Here is a 20,233-nt window from a genome sequence, read left to right on the forward strand (position 1 = left end):
TAAATGACACATCGAGAACAGAGGACCTTCAACTAACTACCGCTACGCCCTGAGTCGAACGTCGAAGTCACATATCCTGTGAAAAGAGCTACGCCGCCTCGGCCTTCAACAAACGGAACGTGTTAGTGTTGGCGCCCGCAAAAGGACGTTGAGAAGTTAGCCGATCTCGGTCCTTTTTATCCTCCTTTTGAACGCTTAATTAGGAAATAATTATAGGAGGAGGGATCACGATGAAAAATCTGTTTCAGCAATTAAGACAATTAGATAATAAGGGTTATAAAGGCTATAAAAGTATCCAAGGTCAATACAAATTTGACGATTATGATCTATATATAGATTATGTACAGGGAGATCCATTTGCGACTCCATCCAAAATTCGAGTTGTTATCTCAGAGTCGAGACGCCCGATACGTACGGAATGGTTACAAACGCCAATTCGCAAAGTAGCTGTAGAAGATGCAATTGCACGAGTAGTCGGAAGGGCAACAGAAAAGCAGTCATTTTCCGTGAAAGGGTCGGGGAAAAGTGGCATGATTTTCTTTGATCGTCCTGGGCAGGAAGTTTTAGAACGGACAGCATTGCAAATTAGTCCCAAGGGGATAACAATTTGTATATCGGTTGGATTACCTGCCAACGGTCGGCGTATCAATGGTAAAGAGGCTGAGAAGCTTTTTGCAAATGCAATTCCAATGATTATAAATAATTCGGTATTCAAAATAACCGATAATGAAATAGAAAATGCAATGAAGCTTGCTGATCAGCAGGAAGCAATTCGCAATGAAATGAAGCGGCAAAATTGGATCGCTTTTATTGCAAATGGGTCCATACTTCCGCGTGAAAGTGGCATTCGCAATACACCACTGAAACATGCTGTACCTTTTCAAAGTCCGAAAGCGTCTGAGGTTTCCATAACTATTCCGCACCAAGCACAGCCGCTAAAAGGAATGGCGATTAAAAAAGGAATTACATTAATTGTTGGTGGAGGATATCATGGAAAAAGCACCTTGTTGAAGGCTATTGAACGCGGTGTGTATTTTCACCAAAAAGGTGACGGGCGTGAATATGTATTAACAGATCTAGATGCGGTGAAGATTCGTGCTGAGGATGGAAGACAGGTTACTGCTGTCAATATTTCCTCCTTCATTAACAACTTGCCAAATGCACAAGATACAACATGCTTCACTACAGAAAATGCCAGCGGTAGTACCTCACAGGCGGCTAATGTGATGGAAGCATTAGAGGCTGGGGCAACAACACTACTCATTGATGAGGATACTAGTGCAACAAATTTTATGATTCGAGATCATCGTATGCAACAGCTTGTTAGCCAAGATAAGGAACCAATTACCCCATTTATTGATCGAATTAAACAGCTTTCTGATCAATTTGGCGTTTCCACGATTCTTGTTATGGGGGGCTCAGGCGATTACTTTTCTGTAGCAGATTCAGTTGTAATGCTGGATGAATACATGCCTTATGATGTAACAGAACGAGCACGTATAATTTTAGAGGAGAATCCAATAGAACGTCAGGTACGTGTACAATCTGATTTCAGCACAGTAACCAATCGTTATTTTCATCAGCAATCGTTAAAACTTGAAAAGGCAAATCGAATGAAAATACAAGCGAAAGGTCTTCATCAAATTGTACTGGGGAAAACACCGATTGCCTTTGACTTTACAGAACAAGTAGTGGACGTATCGCAAACCCGTATGATTGCTGAGATTATTCATAACTTGGCCCGTACAAATAAGCTTGAGCATAAATCATTAAATCAAGTGCTTGACGATATAGAAAAGCAACTGAATGATCTTGGTTTGGCTTCATTCACTGCTTTTAAAAATCAACATCCAGGGGACCTTGCTCGTCCACGTAGACATGAGATTGCGGCTGTGTTAAATCGTATGCGATCAGCAATCGTAACACATAATTAGAAGGGAGGTTGTTTCATGCGAACAGAACAATTGAAACAGGAAATCATTGATTATGCAAAGGAAATTGGGATAGACAAAATAGGCTTTGCTTCAGCAGATGTATTTGGAGAATTGAGGGAACGGTTAAGAAGACAGCAGGAATCGAATTACCAATCCGGCTTTGAAAAAGGAAGCCTTGAAGAACGTACCGAACCACAACGCCTTTTACCCGAAGCACAGTCAATTATTTCCATTGCGATTGCTTACCCTTCTCGGATGAAAGATGCTCCAAGAAGTACGAAAGAAGAGAGGCGCGGATTGTTTGCACGTGCATCTTGGGGAATTGATTACCATGTAGTCTTACGTGACCGTTTAGAAAAGCTTGCTGCCTTTATCCGAGAGAAAGTTCCCGACGTTAGCAATAAAGTGATGGTAGATACAGGAGAGCTTTCTGACCGAGCTGTTGCAGAGAGAGCTGGAATCGGCTTTAGCGGGAAAAATACATCCATTATTACGCCGGAATTTGGTTCATTTGTCTATTTAGGTGAGATGATTACCAACATCCCATTTGTTCCAGATGATCCAATTGAGGACAGCTGTGGTGATTGTACGAAATGCATGGACGCTTGTCCAACCGGGGCTTTGGTTGAAGCAGGAAGATTAAATGCACAACGCTGTATTGCCTTTTTGACACAGACAAAGGATTTCCTGCCAGAAGAATTTCGCACAAAGCTAGGAAACCGGCTTTATGGCTGTGATACCTGTCAGCAAGTTTGTCCAAGAAATAAAGGAATCGATTCGCATATCCATCCAGAATTTGAGCCGGAGCATGATTTGGCAAAACCGAAGCTTGTACCAATGCTGCGTATCTCTAATCGGTCATTTAAGGAAGACTTTGGCCATATGTCTGGATCGTGGCGTGGAAAGAAACCATTGCAGCGAAATGCATTAATCGCACTTGGTCATTATAAGGATAAAACTGCTGTTCCGGAAATGATAAAAGTAATGAAAGAAGACCCTCGTCCGGTCATTCGTGGTACCGCTGCATGGGCGCTTGGGAAAATTGGAACCGAAGAAGCTTTTAAGGCGATTAAAGCTGCGATGGAAAAAGAGCAGGATGAGCACGTATTATTTGAAATGGAAAAAGGGCTGGAATTTAAAAGAAAAACAGCTGTGAAATAAATCATGCTTTGTTCATGTATACTAAAGATGTAAGCCAAGCTTTCCCTTCATATACTTCTTGTGGAGGGGATTTTTTATGGAAAAAATAAAGCAGCTGTGGCTCGATTTTTTTCAAGTCAGATCGGATGATATTCCTAATTGGTGGACACGAAAGCAAGCTTCTCTGAAAGATCGAGAAGCAGAAATAGTCCGTTTAGGAGTGAATGGAAAAGTTTTTCATAAGCTCCAATATGATAACAACACGTATTACGATTATTCGCTGCATCTTCAATATTTAATCAAACAAAAAGGACGGTTTCACGTGGAGGAGCAACTCATTCCATACCGTTTTCGATATGAGAATGGTGCTGTGAAAGACCATCAAGAAATGGAAAAAAAAGCTGTTGCAAATAAAAAAAGCATTGAACAAGGTTTAACAACACGTGCACAAGAGGAGCAGCGGTTCTCCTATGACCGTTTAGCTGCTGTTCAATATGCAGAAAGATGGTGGAATAGCTATAATCCAGAATATCGCACTTTTGATGTAGACTGTACAAACTATGTATCACAATGCCTGCGTGCTGGTGGTGCTCCAATGTGGGGAGCTCCTGTCAGGGAACAAGGCTGGTGGTATCAATCGGATAATTGGAGCTTTAGCTGGGCAGTTGCTCATTCATTAAGGTGGTATTTAAGTGGATCCACCCAAGGGTTAAAAGGAAAAGAAATGGAACGAGCAGATCAGCTCATTCCAGGTGATGTGATCTGCTATGATTTCCAAGGAGATGGCAGGTGGGATCACAATACAATTGTCGTTGCCAAAGATGCAAACGGCATGCCACTTGTTAATGCACATACAGATAATAGCAGGAATCGTTATTGGTCCTATGAGGACTCAACCGCATGGACACCAGAGATTAACTATAAATTTTTCCGAATCGGGGATGATTAGTGGTATAATAGTAGGGTTAATAAATTGGTAAGGAGAATGAATGGTGAGTTTACATGTCGTATTATATCAACCAGAGATACCTGCGAATACGGGAAACATTGGCAGAACGTGCTTAGCAACAGATACTACACTTCATCTTATTCGTCCACTTGGCTTTTCGACGGATGATAAGATGCTGCGTAGAGCTGGATTGGATTATTGGAAGCATGTCGACGTCCATGAGCATGATTCGATGGATCAATTATATGAACGGTATCCAAACGGTGTCTATTATTATATTGAAAACTTCGGAACTAAGTACTATTCCGATTTTGATTATAGCGATACAGAGGAAGATATATTTTTTGTTTTTGGAAGAGAGTCAACTGGATTTCCAAAAGAGCTTTTAATTGGTAAGGAAGACCAGTGTTTGCGGATTCATATGAATGATAAAGTCCGGTCGTTGAATCTATCGAATACGGCTGCGATTATTATCTATGAAGCATTAAGACAACAAGGCTTCCCAAATCTAATATAAGATGAAAACCCGTTGGCTAACAATGCCGAACGGGTTTTTTAAAGTCTAACTTACGCCTTACCAAACAATTCAATACGATTATTGATTTTTTTTAGGTATCCCTGGTTTCGCTTCATAGCCAGAAGTGAAAAAAGAAACAAGAAATGTTAGAATAACTCCCATAAGTAATGCTAATTTCATGAAAACTTCCTCCTTATTTAGAAAAAATAAAGCGTTTTAGTTGAATATGCCCCTATTATAACGAAATTACTTCAATAAGGAAACTATCATCCAAAATATTTGTTTTATTTTCCTATAAAAGGTGCTAATCAAAATGAATTAATTAAGCAAGTTTAAAGCTAAAATATTTCGTTTTTTTTGGCAGTAATTTAATTAAAATTTGGAATAAATAAACTACGCATGGAAATGTATGTACATATATTGTAAGTAGGCGAAAAATAAGGTATATTAGTTGATGAAACGTTGAGACATATCTATAATAAAATTGAACCGTTTACATGGCGGGGGAAGTTAACTTCTAATGGGGGTATCAGACGTGGCAGAAAATGGAGAATCTGTAGAGAGATTCTGGGCACAATTTCATGGACCAAACTCGGGGTATTTAGAACAACAGTATGAATTGTACAAAGAAGACCCTGAAGCTATCGAACCATCTATCAAAGAGATGTTCGATAATTATGGGGCTCCTGCATGGATGTACCAACAAGAAAATGCAGGACAAGCAGTATCACAAACTTCACTAGCAAGTAGTGTAAAAAAACTAACCTCAGCGATGCAACTTGTTGAGGCTATTCGCCGTTATGGTCACACTGAGGCAGATATTTACTCGATTGGTGGCTATAAGGGAAGCAAAACGAACTTGCTAGAATTGAAAACCTATGATTTAACAGAAGAAGATTTAAAAAGTATCCCAGCTTCCTGGTTATGGGATAAAGCTCCAAGTGATGTGGAGAATGGATTAGATGTTGTAAACCGTTTAAGGAAATATTATACGGGTACTATCACATTTGAATATGATCATGTGAATAATCATGAAGAACGAAAATGGCTTTTTGATTTAATCGAAACTGGAAATGCTAGACTTGAATTAACGGATGAGCAGCGAAAAGTAGTTCTTGAACGTCTCGTAGATGTACAGGGATTTGAACAGTTCTTGCAAAAAACATTTGTCGGACAAAAGCGATTTTCAATTGAAGGCTTAGAAGTGATGGTTCCGATGATTGATCGAATCGTACACTATGCAGCTAAGGATGGAATTGAAAATGTAATGATGGGTATGGCGCATCGTGGTCGACTATCGGTACTTGCGAATGTTTTAGGTAAGCCGTACGATAAAATTTTTTCAGAGTTTAACTACTCGAAAGAAAAAGAACTAATGCCATCAGAAGGTTCTGCAGCAATTAATTATGGCTGGACCGGTGATGTGAAATATCATTATGGAGCAAAGAGAGAATTCAGTAGCGGGGATACGTTAAAAACTCGCATTACGTTAGCACATAACCCATCCCATTTGGAATTTGTGAATCCTGTAGTAGAAGGCTTTGCACGAGCAGCACAAGATGACCGATCAGAAAAAGGTTATCCGAAACGTGATTTCAATAAAGCGCTTGCTGTACTTATTCATGGTGATGCAGCATTTATTGGAGAAGGTGTTGTTGCAGAAACGCTAAACTTAAGTGGGCTACCTGGTTACAATACAGGCGGGGCGCTTCATATTATTGCGAACAACCTGTTAGGTTATACAACGAACCGAGAGGATGGCCGCTCTACTCGTTATGCAAGTGATTTGGCAAAAGGCTTTGAAATACCGGTTATTCGTGTAAACGCTGATGACCCAATCTCATGCTTATCAGCTATAAAAATAGCGTATTCGTACCGACAAAAGTTTAGTAAAGATTTCATGATTGATTTAGTTGGTTACCGTAGGTTTGGTCACAATGAAATGGACGAGCCAAGAACGACACAGCCGAAATTGTATCAAGAAATTGATAATCATCCGCCTGTAGCAGCGATATTTGCTAAAGCATTGGAAGAGAAGAACATTATTGAAGCAGGAGAATTCGATAAACTCAAAGAGAATGTTGAAACAAAATTAACTGATATTTATAGAAATATGAAAGAACATGATATTGGTCAGCCAGAAGCAAAATTAATGCCAGAAGTCCTTTTAAATGGGCTGGATCAATTTGAAACTGCAATTGATCTGGAAACATTAAAAGCATTGAATAAAGATCTGTTAAAACGTCCGGAAGGATTTAATGGATTTAAGAAAACAGAAAAGATTTTGAAGCGCCGTGAAAAAGCTTTGGAAGAAGGAAACACAGCGGACTGGGGTACTGGTGAAGCATTGGCCTATGCATCTATTTTACAAGATGGAATACCCATACGTCTTACTGGTCAAGATTCCGAGAGAGGTACGTTTGCACATCGTCATATTGTACTTCATGATACGGTAACAAATGAGAAGTATAGTCCGATGCACGGCCTAACAGATGCAAAGGCATCCTTTGATATTCGAAACAGTCCGCTATCAGAAGCAGCTGTTTTAGGTTATGAATACGGTTATAGTGTTCATTCCCCGAACACACTAGTTATTTGGGAAGCGCAATTTGGTGACTTTGCCAATGCTGGCCAAGTTATATTTGACCAATTTATTTCTTCGTCCCGAGCCAAATGGGGAGAAAAATCAAACATGGTTATCCTTCTGCCACATGGATATGAAGGACAAGGTCCAGAGCATTCAAGTGCACGTTTGGAAAGATTTCTACAAATGGCAGCAGAGAACAACTGGATTGTAGCGAATGTTACATCATCAGCACAGCTTTTCCATTTGTTACGGAGACAAGCAGCATTGCGTGGTCGTGAACAAGCTAGACCTTTAATCTTAATGACGCCAAAGAGTAGTCTCATTCGTCATCCGAAAATGTCATCGTCAGCTGAAGAGTTTACGACTGGGAAATTTAAAACGTTACGTGATCAACCAGGAGTTGAGACGAATAAAGAAAGTGCAACTCGTCTCTTAATCGGCAGTGGAAAAATCATGATTGATATTGAGGAAACAATGGAAGTTTCAGATCAAAGCTTTGAATGGTTACGTGCTATTCGTTTAGAACAGATTTATCCTTTCCCTAAGAAGGCATTGGAGGAAGAGTTAAAACAATTACCGAATCTAAAAGAAATTGTCTGGGTACAAGAGGAGCCGAAAAATATGGGGGCTTGGAATTTTGTGGATGATTATTTACGGGACTTATTGCAGGAAGGGCAGAAATTACGTGTAATAAGCAGACCAAGTCGTTCAGCACCAGCCGGAGGAATACCAAGTGTTCATAAGACGGCACAAAACAAAATTATCAATCAAGCGCTAAACACATCTGAAGGGGGAAAATCCAGTGCAAGAAATTAAGATTCCAGAACTAGCTGAATCCATTACAGAAGGTACGATTGCAGAATGGCTCGTGAAAAAAGGGGATAAGGTAGAAAAAGGAGATCCAATTGTTGAGTTAGAAACGGATAAAGTCAACGTTGAAGTTAACTCCGATTTCTCTGGTGTTATTACAGAAATTCTCAGTGAAGAAGGCGATGATGTTTCCGTAGGAGATACGATTGCGAACTTAGATGAGAATGGAGAAGCTGGGGATGCAGCACCGGCTGAAACACAAAAAGAAGAAAAGCAGGAAGCACCTGCGAAGCAAGAGGAAAAAGCAGAAGCTCCAAAAGCTGCAGAAGCAGATTCTACGAATGACAGTAATGCTTCTGAAGTGATTGCTTCTCCAGCGGCTAGAAAACGTGCACGTGAGCTTAATATTGACTTAAGCAAAGTAAATGCTCGTGATCCACTTGGTAGAATTCGCCCGGAAGATGTAGAGACTGCAGCACAAGCACCAAGTGAGCCAAAAGCACCTAAGCCAGCTAAACAAGAAGCACCAGCAGCTGCTAATAAAACGGAATTTGATAAGCCGGTTGAGCGTGTGAAAATGACGCGTCGCCGTCAAACGATTGCGAAGAACCTAGTAAATGTTCAACATGAAACTGCGATGTTAACAACATTTAACGAAGTGGATATGACTGCTGTAATGGAACTTCGTAAACAGCGTAAAGATAAATTTTTAGAGAAAAACGGTGTTAAGCTTGGTTTTATGTCCTTCTTTACAAAAGCTGTTGTAGGAGCACTGAAGGAATTCCCATTACTGAATGCAGAAATTCAAGGTAATGAGTTAGTTGTGAAGAAATTTTACGATATTGGTATTGCGGTTTCAACTGATGAAGGACTTGTCGTTCCAGTGGTTCGTGATGCAGATCGTCTGGATTTTGCAGGAATTGAAGGTGAAATTGTTAACCTTGGGAAAAAAGCCCGTGATAATAAATTGGGATTAAAAGATTTACAAGGTGGATCATTTACCATTACAAATGGTGGAACATTTGGTTCCATGATGTCTACACCAATTCTAAATGCGCCACAAGTAGGTATTCTTGGAATGCATAACATTGTTAAACGTGCAATGGTAATGCCGGATGATTCTATTGAAGTTCGTCCAATGATGTATCTTGCATTATCCTATGACCATCGAATTGTCGATGGAAAAGAAGCTGTACAATTCCTTGTACGTGTGAAGCAAATGCTAGAAGATCCGTATGATTTACTATTAGAAGGTTAATAGTTGAATAGAATGAATAAAACCTTTGCTGTGTGGCAAGAATCACAGCAAAGGTTTTTTTTATACGTTTGTAGCATATCTAAATCGATCGCGCATTCTGCATTCACGATTACTGCAGGATCCAATCACTCACTCAATCAATCAATCCACATTACCGTGCACCACAAATTGATTCCATCCTTACCAAATCACAGCTCAAATTAAAAGCAGTCATGAAAAATCAATGACATTTACGGTTGAATCATAAGTTTACCATTGCAAAATAGTAATGAAACGAATATTATAGTAAACGTTGGTAAAAATATACGGAAAGTAAGGGGTATTATATGGAAAGAGGCTTTAAACTAAAACAAAATAATACAGATATCCGTACGGAGGTTGTTGCTGGAACGACAACATTTCTAACGATGGCCTATATCGTCGTTGTAAATCCTGCAATCTTATCTTCTGTTGGGATTCCTTTTGAGCAAGTATTTATGGCTACTGTTATCGCAGCTATAGTCGGTACTTTAATTATGGGGATTTTTGCAAACTACCCAATAGCAATTGCTCCTGGTATGGGTTTAAATGCATACTTTGCCAGTATTGTTGCAACTCAAGGATTATCCTATCAAGTAATATTTGGTACTGTCTTTTTGGCTGGAATTCTTTTCATAATTCTTAGCTTAACAAAGCTTCGTGAAACATTGATTGGTGCGATTCCAGCATCATTAAAATATGGAATAACTTCTGGTATCGGTTTGTTTATTGCCTTCGTAGGGTTGCGTAATTCAGGGATTGTTGTAGCAAATCCAGAAACAATTGTTGGACTTGGAGATTTACATGATCCGATGATTGTATTAACTTTAGTTGGCTTGATGATTACCTTAATTCTTTTTGTTATGAAGATAAAAGGTGCGCTATTTATTGGGATGCTGTCGACAGCGATTATTGCATATTTCACAGGGCAACTAACTGTTACAGGTGTTCTTTCTGCGCCACCTTCGCCAGTATTCTTTGATATGGACATAGCTGGTGTTTTCTCAAACGGTCTTTATACAGTTGTATTTGCCTTTCTATTGGTAACGTTGTTTGATACAACTGGAACCATGATTGGTGTTGCCGAACAAGCAGGCTTTATGAAAGATGGAAAAATGCCGCGTGCTAAGCAGGCGCTTTTAGCAGACGCAACGGCAACGACTGTTGGTTCAGCATTTGGGACAAGCCCTTCAACAGCATATATTGAATCTAGCTCAGGAGTTGCAGCTGGTGGGAGAACTGGATTAACAGCTATTGTTGTTGCCATACTATTTGCGCTGTCGATTTTCTTTACGCCAATTATTTCAGCGATTGCTGGTTTGCCAGCAATTACTTCGCCCGTTTTGATTATCGTAGGTTGCTTTATGATGGAAGGTTTGGCTAAGGTTAATTGGAAAGCATTTGATGAAGCCTTTCCAGCTTTTGCAGTTATATTAACGATGCCATTCACATCAAGTATTGCAACAGGGATTGCTATTGGTTTTATTACGTATCCATTGCTAAAGCTTGTAAGTGGAAAAGGGAAGGATGTCCATTGGATTTTATATGTATTTGGTGTCATTTTCCTTATTCAAATGACCTTCTTCCCCACACATTAATTAAAAAGCTTGGTATCACGAAGCTTTTAGGCGAATGCCTTATTTGCCAAATGAATACTGTCTCCTTAATCGGAAGATAGGGAGACAGTATTTTTTCGGCTCACCCAGGAAATTCGCATGTTAAAAAAGATAAAATTAGGGAAAAACTATTTTAATACTGTTTATCAAAAGGAGGCTTTACCGTTATGGGTATACTTCTCGGTATATTAGCGATAATTGTTACATTAGGCCTAGCCTATTTAATGTCCAATGATAGGAAAAATATTTATTACAAGGGAATCGGCATTATGCTGGTTTGTCAGCTTATTATTACATGGTTTATGTTTTCCACGCAGATCGGAAAAGCAATCATTGATGGAATCTCAGCTGTATTTAATAAGCTAATTGAATTTGGTGCAGAAGGAATTAGTTTTGTACTTGGAGGGTTTGCATTTGAAGAAGGTAGCAGCGGCATATTCTTCTTCAATGTATTACTACAAATTATCTTTTTCGCAACACTTCTTTCCGTGCTTACGTATTTAAAAATATTGCCGTTGATTATTAAGTATATTGGTGCAGTTATTTCTAAAATTACTGGTTTACCTAAAATTGAATCCTTTAATGGGGTGAATAGTATCTTTTTCGGTCAGTCAGAGGCTTTAATTGCTATTCGTTCCCAATTTCACCATCTTTCGGAAAATCGTCTGTACATTGTTTGTGCTTCAGCTATGAGTTCGGTATCAGCAGCAATTGTAGGTGCCTATATCCTAATGCTTCCAGCAGAGTATATTTTGGTAGCACTCCCATTAAATATGTTCAGTGGATTAATGATAGGATCAATTGTTGCACCAGTTCGGGTACCGAAGGAAGAAGATTATGTTGATATAACCGATGTATCACAGGATAAAAGTGTTTTTGAAGCAATGGGAAATGGTGCGTTAGAGGGCGGAAAAATCGCTCTAATAGTTGCAGCCATGCTAATAGCTTTTATCGCTTCACTATCGCTGGTTAACTGGATTATTCAGTTTATCTTTGCCGGGGTTACATTGCAGCAGATTTTAGGCTATATTCTTGCTCCGCTTGGTATTCTGATGGGGATTGCTCCGGGTGAAGTTATTGAAGCAGGAGCAGTTATGGGTATGAAAATAGTTACGAATGAATTTGTAGCAATGCTTGAATTCCAACCGATGCTCGATACAATGTCGGAAAAAACAATTGGTATTGTAACGGTATTCTTGACAAGCTTCGCTAACTTCTCGTCTATCGGTATTATTGCTGGAACGGTAAAAGGTATCGATGCGAAAAAAGCAGTACTAGCATCCGGATTTGGATTGAGATTATTGGCTGGTTCCATTTTAGCTTCGATTTTATCAGCAACCGTTACAGGATTATTTTTATAATTCAACCCTGGCACTATGGTTATTCGTTGCACTTAAATAGCTGTTGTTCTTTACAAAGTATATAAACTACGGACTAACTTCTTGGCTGCTTTTTTCAAGTGTGTGCAATAATCGCCGTCTGGAATCGCTTCGGGTGGATGCTTTCCGCGGGCACGGCTTCAGCCTCACCGGAAGAAAACCACTTCCGTTGAGGCTTCAGACACGTGCTGTTCCCGCAGGAGTCACCACCCTACGCTCACCCGGACTGGTTAGAGTGACGACATTGTTCCAGCGTATTAGTGTATTCTAAAGATAGTTATGTAATATTAACGAAGTATGCTTCCAGAGCGGGTATACTCAGCCCATCATTGCACATTAATCCACAGTTTATTTCAACGATAACTAAAAACAAGCGAATTGAGCCATATTAAAAGCACATCCATTCAACTGGATGTGCTCTTTTTAATAGAAGCATACTTTTTCTGGATATAGAGAAGTCGCCATAATAACGCTATTGCACCACAGCTGAGACCAACTATAATCCCGACCCAATAACCAAATGGCTCTAGAGTAGTGTAATTTGCTAATAACCACCCAATTGGAAGCCCAATAGCCCAATACGAGATTAAAGCGATAATTAATGTCATGTTTACATCTTTATAGCCACGAAGTGCACCTTGAATCGGGGCACCGAATGCATCTGCCAGCTGATAGAAGATAGCGAAATAAATAAATTGTTTCGTTAGTTCAATTACTTCTGGATCAGCATTATAAAGAGATGCGACTGGACCATTCAACAGATATAAAATCCCACCAGCAAAGAGAGCGATAAATAAGCCTCCACTCATTCCAATATATCCATAAGCACGTGCATCTTGATAGCGCTTGGCACCTGCTTCAAATCCAACAGCAATCGTTAACGCCATTCCAACACTTAATGGAATCATATACAAAACACTGGCAAAGTTCATTGCCGCCTGGTGTGCAGCAATTGTGTTTGTGCTATATACACTCATCAATAACGTAACAGCCGAGAAAATACTTGTCTCGAAAAATATAGCAGCCCCAATTGGGATACCGATTTTTAACTGGTTGCGCCATTGCTTGAAAGAAGGCTTAAACCATTTGGCAAACACAGCAAATTTCTTAAAAGGTTGAATCCGTTGAAGAAATAAAAGAGCAATGATGCACACGATAAAATACGTAATCGCAGTTGCGATGCCTGCTCCAATCCCGCCTAATGCCGGCATCCCTAATTTTCCGAATATAAATATATAATTAAAGATAACATTAAGTGGCAAGGATATGAGAATGATAATCATAGAGGTGCGTGTCTGTCCAAGCCCATCCATAAAGCAACGGATCGTATTAAAAATAAACAAAGGAATAATACCAATACCAAGTGTGAACAGATAGTATTTTGCGACATGTCGTACTTCAGACTCTAAATCCATTAAAGATAGTATCGGGTCTAATGCAATCGCACCAATTGTCATAATAAGGATGGAAAGTACAATTGCTATGTAAATGCCCTGTTGGATAACCTTTGGGACATCCTTTTCAGCTCGGCCGCCAATTAGATGTGCGATAATCGGCGTAATTGCCAAGACAATACCATTAATACCAGTTGAAAGAGGGACCCAGAGACTAGCTCCAATGGCTACTCCTGCTAAATCTACTGCGCTAAAGCGTCCGGACATCATCGCATCAAAAAAAGTCATGAGATTCATACTAATTTGTGTAATCAAGATAGGGATTAAAATAATAATAAATAGCTTCAGTTTTTCCTTAAGGTTTTTTGTTTCATACATTAAAACTCTTCCTTTTTTGTATATTTTCTAATAGGATAGAGAGTGTGACTAATAAGGCATAGCCTTTATTATACTCGGTTATGAGGAATTGTGAAAGAAGGGAAGTACATTTCAATGAAAAAGAAAAGAATCCTTTTCACTGGTGGTGGAACAGCGGGACATGTGATTGTCAATTTAGCGTTGATTCCATTTTATCAGGAGAAAGGCTGGGAGATTGATTATATCGGTTCTTATAGTGGAATTGAAAGAGATCTGATTGGACAGCTCGAAGGAGTAACCTATCACCCAATAGCCACTGGTAAGCTACGCCGTTACATGTCTAAGGAAAATTTGAAGGACCCATTTAAGGTCATGAAAGGGACAATGCAAGCGTACCGTATTATTGGTAAACGTAAGCCTGCTGTTATATTTTCGAAGGGAGGATTTGTGTCTGTCCCTGTTGTAGCAGCTGCAAAATTACGAGGCGTGCCTGCTGTCATACATGAATCGGATTATACACCAGGATTAGCAAATAAGCTTTCCATCCCATTTACGAAAAAAGTGCTTGCGACATTTCCAGAAACGATGCAATATCTTCCCGAGAAGAAGGCTGAATATGTAGGCGCAGTTGTTCGCGATGAGCTTTTTAAAGGGAGTAAAGCGAACGGCTTGAAATTCGCAGGACTATCGCAAGAATTACCAGTACTATTAATTATGGGTGGTAGTGGTGGATCCCATAAAATCAATGAAACCGTGAGGGAAAGCTTAGATGAGCTTTTAACGAGCTTTCAAATTATTCATATTTGCGGACGAGATAAAATAGATCATTCGATTCAAAAAACTGGATATGTGCAATTTGAATATATTAATGAAGAGCTAAAGGATATTTTTGCTGCTTCTGATTATGTATTATCTCGAGCAGGGTCGAATGCAATCTTTGAATTTCTGGCATTACAGATCCCGATGCTGCTGATTCCGTTATCTAAAGGTGCTAGTCGAGGCGATCAGATTATCAATGCACGGTCATTTCAAGAAAAACGCTATGCCAGAGTTTTAGATGAGGACAAACTAACGAAGCAAACATTAAAAGATGAGCTCTCACAATTAAAAGATTATGCGCCAATTATGAGAGATACGATGAAAGAATATAAAAGTGAAAAGTCACGAGATCGCGTTATTGAGATTATTAATGCGACGAGTAAATAACAAACTCCCTGGTTTAGGTGCCAGGGAGTTTGTTGTTCCAAGAATCCGTTTGTTATTGGATTGTTCCATAATGCATTAAATCTACATTTACATTGAAATCTACAGTAACATTGGGGAATTTCTCGCGCCATTCTGTATCTGTTAACTCCCCATCCTTTTTATTAATTCGATAAATAATTCCAAATCCAAATGGGTCCGAATTTATCTCTTGGAGTTGGGCAAACAGAACATTATATTGTCGCTCAAATTCTTTTGCCATTTCTTCTTCCAATATGGATGCTATTTTCTCGTCTTTTATACTTAGGAGCTCTGATGTTTCATATAGATCTACTTCCAAATGGATATTAGCTTCAAAGTGAAGGTCTTCTATATTCTTTAACTTAATATCACCTTGACCTTTTAGAACTTTTACTAATATGGTAAACTGATCTTCATTCTCAGGATTATCAGCTTGATACGTATCACTCACGTTATTATAAATATAATCTGAAAGTGGCTCTCGCTGTAGTGTGATTTCCAATGGTGTATCTTTGGTGTTCGTTAAAAAGACATTGATTAGAAATGCTTGATCGATAGGTAACTCCCCAACTAACCTATCATTCTGAAATGCAGCTAACCCTACTATTGCTGGTTTTTTATCTCTTAAACCAATTAATGGAACAACGGGATCCTGCCCAATATCTGATTCAATACGCAAATAATTTTGTAAGGAGGTTTTAGGTATACTATACTCCTGTACTTCCTTTTCAATTAAGCTTTGGATTAATTGACCGACATCGGTCATCAATTCTTCTTGTCCTGCTGTAAGGACTTCTTTTGCTGTAACATTGCTTACAGCTACGAGCATTGTATCGGATACACGTGCATCCCGAACTAATGTGCTTAAATATTCTAAAATCCCATCCTCGGCAGTTTCTTTTCCATATAATTCAAGTCGGATTTGTCCAGGACTTAATTCAAAATTTGTATTGTAACCAGCATTCTCACGTGCTCCTTTAATGGTATTTCCAATACCAAAGACCGTTGTCGTTATTTCCGGACTTTGCGCATCAAATTGATAGGCGATAATTGTCGTTTCAAGTTGATTGTTTTCAATCTTGTCAACACCACGCGTATTAATTATCCCTAGCTCCTCAAGTTGTTTATAGGGGACGCAGGAAGTAAGCAAGACAGAGAAAATTAGTAACAGTATCGTTTTTCTAATCATGATGATCTGGCTCCTTTTCGCTTATTCAGTCTCTTTTTTAATAAGACAAATGGGAGTAGTACAAATGGATACACATAAATCAGCCAGAGTCCAAACTGATTTGCGAAATTAATCACCTGCTGCGTCTCAAAATGCTTCTCAAAGAAAAATGTACCTATCAAAAATAAAGCAGAAGTTATATATAACGTTGTCTTTTGCTGAACCTTATATACTCGTTTTATGCTATATGTTAATCCCCACATGAGAAAGAGCAAGGATGGAGCAACAACCATCATCAATTCGGCGACAACGATGTAATCAAACCGCTCAACAAACGGAAAGCTTTGGGTTTTAAATAGTACAAGAACAGCCCACTCTCTACGTTCAAGTTGTGCAGCAGCGAAAAAACCTATCGCAAGCATTGTTGCAGCTAATACAAGCAGCGAAGACCAAGTGACTGCTAAAATGCTCGAAATACTAACTTTATTTTTATTGTGAATAAAAGGATAAACCAAGAATAAAATTTCAAATCCCATAAATGTATAGGAACTAGCCATTGCGCCTTTTAGTAAATCAACAAAAGAAGCTTGAAAAAGGGGAAGGTAATGAGCTAAATCGATTTGTAATGCAGGATGAATTAATAAAAATAGGATCCAATTAGCTAGGACCCCAAAGACAAAACTAACACCAATAATAACTCGTAATCCGCCTAGGACACCATAAATAGTGAGACAAATGAGTATCAATCCCATAACAAAATTACTTACTTCAGGAAATACAAATACTTTAACAATCTCGATATAAGTTATTAGCACAGAGTATAAAGCAATTGCAAAATAAAGGATATAAACCGTACTGAATAATTTTCCCAACCACTTTCCAAAAACATCAAGATGAATCCCGTGGATATCGGCATTATCATATTGTTTCAGAGTGAGCAACATGACGAATAAAACAATGATGATGTAAACAGTCGCCATCAAAATCGATATCCAGGAATCCTGCTTTGCCTCGCTAAAGATTAATCGAGGAACGCCCAGTATCCCAACGCCAATTTGCATGGAAACGATGATAAAAAACAAATAAAACGCTTGAATACGTAGATTCGATTTTACGTTTACATTAATTTCCATTAGTGGCACCTACTCATCGATATCTTTTTTCTCTTGAGCCTTTTTTTTAGAAAAACGAATGGAATCTTTTAGGGAAAGTGATACAGAGCGCTTGTGCTGAAAGTTTTGCGGCAAACGGAATAATGCTTTGTTGAAATCCTCAAAATGAATTGGGTAGATTGGTGATAGGTACGGGCGACCTAAGGATGTCATTTTTAATAAATGAATGATTAGCATACACATACCGAACATGATTCCAATCAATCCAAGAATACCTGCTAAAACAATCATCGGAAAGCGTAGCAATCTGATAGTAGTACCCATTTGATAACTTGGTGCTGTGAAGGATGCCAGTGCACTGATCGTAATAAAGATAATTAAAATATTACTCGTTATTCCAGCTTGAACAGCAGCTGTTCCGACGACAACACCACCAACGATACCAATTGTTTGTCCTACTTTCGTTGGCAGCCTTGCACCAGCCTCACGTAATAATTCAATCATTAGTTCAAGAAATAATGCTTCAAATATAGGTGGAAAAGGAACTCCAGCTCTCGATTGTCCAATTGAAATAAGTAATTGCGTTGGTATAATTTCATAATGAAATGTAACCGCAGCAACATACATTGGCGTTAGAACGACGGATATGAACATAGATATAAACCTTATCAATCTTAAGGGTGGCCCTGAATTCCAACGCATATATAAATCTTCAGTTGACTCAAAAAAACTGAAAAAGGATGATGGTGCAATTAAAGCAGATGGACTGTTTTCCATTAATACGGCAATTTTTCCTTTTAAAATAGCGTAGGAAGTACGGTCAGGCAACTCAGTTGTATGAAATTGTGGGAATAATGACATCGATGAATCTTCGATATATTGCATCAGAACATTAATATCTTCAACTTGATCCACTTCTAGATCTTCTAAACGTTGTCTCATCGTGTTTACATCTGTTTCATTTGCAAGTGACTTTAAATAGAGTAATCGAACCTCACGAGGAGCTCTTTTTCCTATTGTTATCTCTTCTATTGCAAGATCTGGTGTACGGATATTCCAACGCATCACATTTAAATTCGTAACTAGTGATTCCGTGAAGGCTACTTTCGGTCCGATGACAACAGATTCAGTCTCTGCACCTTCTAAAGAGCGCTTTTCTTTATTTAAAAAATCATAGGAGACGACTGCTGTTTCATCTTCCAAATAGATCATCACTTTACCAATGATTAGGCCGGAGAGAATTTCTTCCAGTAGTTGATATTCCTTACCGGAATTTAACGGTATTTCATTAAGAATGGAAGTATTTGACCAATCTTTCTTACTCTCTAACAACGGCGTTAACAGCAGATTTTCTACCTTATCCGGTTGCACTTGATAGGTGATAAAAAATACAGCGATTTTCTTATTTTGATGTTCATATTTACTAAAACCTAAATCCGGACTGTTAGTAAACTCACGCATCAATAAGTGTTCAAGTTCATCAATTTTAAGAGGAAATATGTTTTTGGATGAACGTTTCAATCTTTTTCTCATAGGTCGTCCCTCCATCGCAACTTTGCTTGACTTAGTATGCCGATAAATGAAAGAAATATGAGTTATAACATGAGTTTATTTTAAAAATGCTATTTGTAAAAAGAGTGTTATTTTAGTGGTAATCATGGAAGGAGGAGTTTGTGTTTCAAAGGGAATGGGGGGGATGAGTAAAAGCATAACTACTGCTTTCACTAGAAGCAGTAGTTAATCCCATACTATTCTCTTGTCACAACATCTACTTTACCAGTATCGGGGTTAATAACTAGACCATGTACTTTTACTTCTTTAGGTAGCAGCGGATGGTTTCGAATAATACCGACACTTTGCATGACGGACTCTTCAACCGTATCAAAACCGTGAAATTCTTCGTCAAGGTTAATTCCGCCGTGTGTTAATGTGTTTATTTTCTCTGCATCAATTCCACGTTCCACCATTGTTTTCTTAAGGGCTTCTGTATCTACGCTGGACATTCCACAATCATGATGACCAATGACGACAACTTCATCTGCCTTTAGTTTAAAAACGGCAACAAGAATGCTTTTCATAATACTGTCAAACGGCTTACGAATGATCGCACCAGCATTTTTTACCATTTTTACGTCCCCGTTATGAATGTTTAATGATTTTAACAAAAGCTCAATTAAACGAGACTCCATACATGTAAAAATAACCATTTTTTTGTTGGGATATGTATCTGTTGTATATGCTGTATATTGCTTGTTTTCTACAAATTGTTTGTTAAACTCTAGCATTTCATCTAAATGCATCCAATCACTCCTAATAATCTTTTTTTAAAACTATATCAGTTTTTTGACATAATAGGAAATAAATAAGCTAAAAAATTTAATGGTATGACTAAAGTATTATTTATCTAAAAATTCCAACATGTTATTGTTAGATAAATAAATTTGTTGTATTATGTAAGTAATACTCTAAAGGGGTGAGGAAATGAAAGAATTTGTTCGAAATTGTCGATTGTGTAAAGAACCAATGAAAAGCAGTCCATTTATGATGTGTCCAACATGCTTAAAGGACAGTGAACAAGTTCGTAACTTTATCCAGAAAAATCCTCAAGTATCGCTAGCAGAAATCTCAAGATACACCAATGTACCTTTTGAAAAAGTAGAAGGTATGGTTTTTTTAGGGCATAATCGCAAGGTTGAATTAGAATCTGAATTATATTAAGATTCCCTTGATAAAATACACAAAAAGAGAATAACTCAATTTATTGAGCCGT

Annotated in this window: 15 protein-coding genes; 10 read left to right on the top strand and 5 right to left on the bottom strand. The window is 38.5% G+C overall.

Going from position 1 to position 20,233, the window contains the following annotated elements:
* The first annotated feature begins 230 nt into the window (after positions 1-230).
* The 8 genes from F1560_RS09930 (at position 231) to F1560_RS09965 (ending at position 12,190) form a co-directional block, all read left to right on the top strand.
* A complete protein-coding gene (locus F1560_RS09930) occupies positions 231-1,934 on the top strand; it encodes an ABC-ATPase domain-containing protein (RefSeq protein ID WP_149474460.1) in 1,704 nt (567 codons plus the stop codon).
* 15 nt (positions 1,935-1,949) lie between these two features.
* The gene (gene queG / locus F1560_RS09935) at positions 1,950-3,095 is read left to right on the top strand and encodes a tRNA epoxyqueuosine(34) reductase QueG (protein ID WP_149474461.1); all 1,146 of its coding nucleotides are present in this window, start codon (positions 1,950-1,952) and stop codon (positions 3,093-3,095) included.
* A gap of 76 nt (positions 3,096-3,171) precedes the next feature.
* Positions 3,172-4,023 carry an amidase domain-containing protein gene (locus tag F1560_RS09940; RefSeq protein WP_149474462.1) on the top strand — a complete coding sequence of 284 codons (852 nt, stop codon included), beginning with the start codon at positions 3,172-3,174 and terminating at the stop codon, positions 4,021-4,023.
* Positions 4,024-4,066: 43 nt separating this feature from the next.
* Entirely contained in the window at positions 4,067-4,540 is a 474-nt protein-coding gene (gene trmL / locus F1560_RS09945) for a tRNA (uridine(34)/cytosine(34)/5-carboxymethylaminomethyluridine(34)-2'-O)-methyltransferase TrmL (protein ID WP_149474463.1), read from the top strand.
* Positions 4,541-5,075: 535 nt separating this feature from the next.
* The gene (locus tag F1560_RS09950; protein ID WP_149474464.1) at positions 5,076-7,943 is read left to right on the top strand and encodes a 2-oxoglutarate dehydrogenase E1 component; all 2,868 of its coding nucleotides are present in this window, start codon (positions 5,076-5,078) and stop codon (positions 7,941-7,943) included.
* Complete coding sequence (odhB, locus tag F1560_RS09955; RefSeq protein ID WP_149474465.1) at positions 7,930-9,195, top strand: 2-oxoglutarate dehydrogenase complex dihydrolipoyllysine-residue succinyltransferase; 1,266 nt, start codon at positions 7,930-7,932, stop codon at positions 9,193-9,195. The genes F1560_RS09950 and odhB overlap by 14 nt, the downstream gene beginning before the upstream one ends.
* Before the next feature lie 326 nt (positions 9,196-9,521).
* Positions 9,522-10,811, top strand: coding sequence for an NCS2 family permease (locus F1560_RS09960; RefSeq protein WP_149474466.1), 1,290 nt, complete (start codon positions 9,522-9,524; stop codon positions 10,809-10,811).
* Between the two features lie 185 nt (positions 10,812-10,996).
* Positions 10,997-12,190, top strand: coding sequence for a NupC/NupG family nucleoside CNT transporter (locus F1560_RS09965; RefSeq protein WP_149474467.1), 1,194 nt, complete (start codon positions 10,997-10,999; stop codon positions 12,188-12,190).
* A 422-nt stretch (positions 12,191-12,612) separates the two neighbouring features.
* Here the strand turns inward: F1560_RS09965 and F1560_RS09970 are convergent, their stop codons facing one another.
* Positions 12,613-13,980: an MATE family efflux transporter gene (locus F1560_RS09970; protein WP_149474468.1), complete on the bottom strand. Its 1,368-nt coding sequence runs from the start codon at positions 13,978-13,980 to the stop codon at positions 12,613-12,615.
* 114 nt (positions 13,981-14,094) lie between these two features.
* Between F1560_RS09970 and F1560_RS09975 the strand changes: the two genes are divergently transcribed.
* Complete coding sequence (locus F1560_RS09975) at positions 14,095-15,165, top strand: undecaprenyldiphospho-muramoylpentapeptide beta-N-acetylglucosaminyltransferase (RefSeq protein WP_149474469.1); 1,071 nt, start codon at positions 14,095-14,097, stop codon at positions 15,163-15,165.
* 52 nt (positions 15,166-15,217) lie between these two features.
* On the opposite strand, the gene F1560_RS09980 is transcribed toward F1560_RS09975, so the two are convergent.
* The 4 genes from F1560_RS09980 to F1560_RS09995 form a co-directional block, all read right to left on the bottom strand.
* Positions 15,218-16,372: a Ger(x)C family spore germination protein gene (locus F1560_RS09980; protein WP_149474470.1), complete on the bottom strand. Its 1,155-nt coding sequence runs from the start codon at positions 16,370-16,372 to the stop codon at positions 15,218-15,220.
* Positions 16,369-17,484: a GerAB/ArcD/ProY family transporter gene (locus tag F1560_RS09985; protein ID WP_149474471.1), complete on the bottom strand. Its 1,116-nt coding sequence runs from the start codon at positions 17,482-17,484 to the stop codon at positions 16,369-16,371. The genes F1560_RS09980 and F1560_RS09985 overlap by 4 nt, the downstream gene beginning before the upstream one ends.
* 9 nt (positions 17,485-17,493) lie before the next feature.
* Positions 17,494-18,996, bottom strand: a complete 1,503-nt coding sequence (locus F1560_RS09990) for a spore germination protein (protein WP_149474472.1) — start codon at positions 18,994-18,996, stop codon at positions 17,494-17,496.
* A gap of 215 nt (positions 18,997-19,211) precedes the next feature.
* Positions 19,212-19,763, bottom strand: a complete 552-nt coding sequence (locus F1560_RS09995) for a beta-class carbonic anhydrase (RefSeq protein ID WP_149474473.1) — start codon at positions 19,761-19,763, stop codon at positions 19,212-19,214.
* Between the two features lie 181 nt (positions 19,764-19,944).
* Here F1560_RS09995 and F1560_RS10000 point away from each other — a divergent pair, with 181 nt between their 5' ends.
* Positions 19,945-20,181 (top strand): hypothetical protein, encoded by a 237-nt coding sequence (locus F1560_RS10000; protein ID WP_149474474.1) that lies wholly within the window; start codon positions 19,945-19,947, stop codon positions 20,179-20,181.
* The last annotated feature ends 52 nt before the right edge of the window (positions 20,182-20,233 follow it).

Origin of the sequence: Oceanobacillus polygoni, from assembly GCF_008304605.1 — a bacterium.
GTDB classification, from domain to species: domain Bacteria; phylum Bacillota; class Bacilli; order Bacillales; family Amphibacillaceae; genus Oceanobacillus; species Oceanobacillus polygoni.

Excerpts from the sequence above, each read along its gene's own strand:
- F1560_RS09985 (WP_149474471.1), bottom strand. The coding sequence starts at position 17,484 with ATGGAAATTAATGTAAACGTAAAATCGAATCTACGTATTCAAGCGTTT.
- F1560_RS09965 (WP_149474467.1), top strand. The coding sequence starts at position 10,997 with ATGGGTATACTTCTCGGTATATTAGCGATAATTGTTACATTAGGCCTA.
- F1560_RS09930 (WP_149474460.1), top strand. The coding sequence starts at position 231 with ATGAAAAATCTGTTTCAGCAATTAAGACAATTAGATAATAAGGGTTAT.
- F1560_RS09990 (WP_149474472.1), bottom strand. The coding sequence starts at position 18,996 with ATGAGAAAAAGATTGAAACGTTCATCCAAAAACATATTTCCTCTTAAA.
- F1560_RS09970 (WP_149474468.1), bottom strand. The coding sequence starts at position 13,980 with ATGTATGAAACAAAAAACCTTAAGGAAAAACTGAAGCTATTTATTATT.
- F1560_RS09975 (WP_149474469.1), top strand. The coding sequence starts at position 14,095 with ATGAAAAAGAAAAGAATCCTTTTCACTGGTGGTGGAACAGCGGGACAT.
- F1560_RS09980 (WP_149474470.1), bottom strand. The coding sequence starts at position 16,372 with ATGATTAGAAAAACGATACTGTTACTAATTTTCTCTGTCTTGCTTACT.
- queG (WP_149474461.1), top strand. The coding sequence starts at position 1,950 with ATGCGAACAGAACAATTGAAACAGGAAATCATTGATTATGCAAAGGAA.
- F1560_RS09940 (WP_149474462.1), top strand. The coding sequence starts at position 3,172 with ATGGAAAAAATAAAGCAGCTGTGGCTCGATTTTTTTCAAGTCAGATCG.
- F1560_RS09960 (WP_149474466.1), top strand. The coding sequence starts at position 9,522 with ATGGAAAGAGGCTTTAAACTAAAACAAAATAATACAGATATCCGTACG.
- F1560_RS09995 (WP_149474473.1), bottom strand. The coding sequence starts at position 19,763 with ATGCATTTAGATGAAATGCTAGAGTTTAACAAACAATTTGTAGAAAAC.
- F1560_RS10000 (WP_149474474.1), top strand. The coding sequence starts at position 19,945 with ATGAAAGAATTTGTTCGAAATTGTCGATTGTGTAAAGAACCAATGAAA.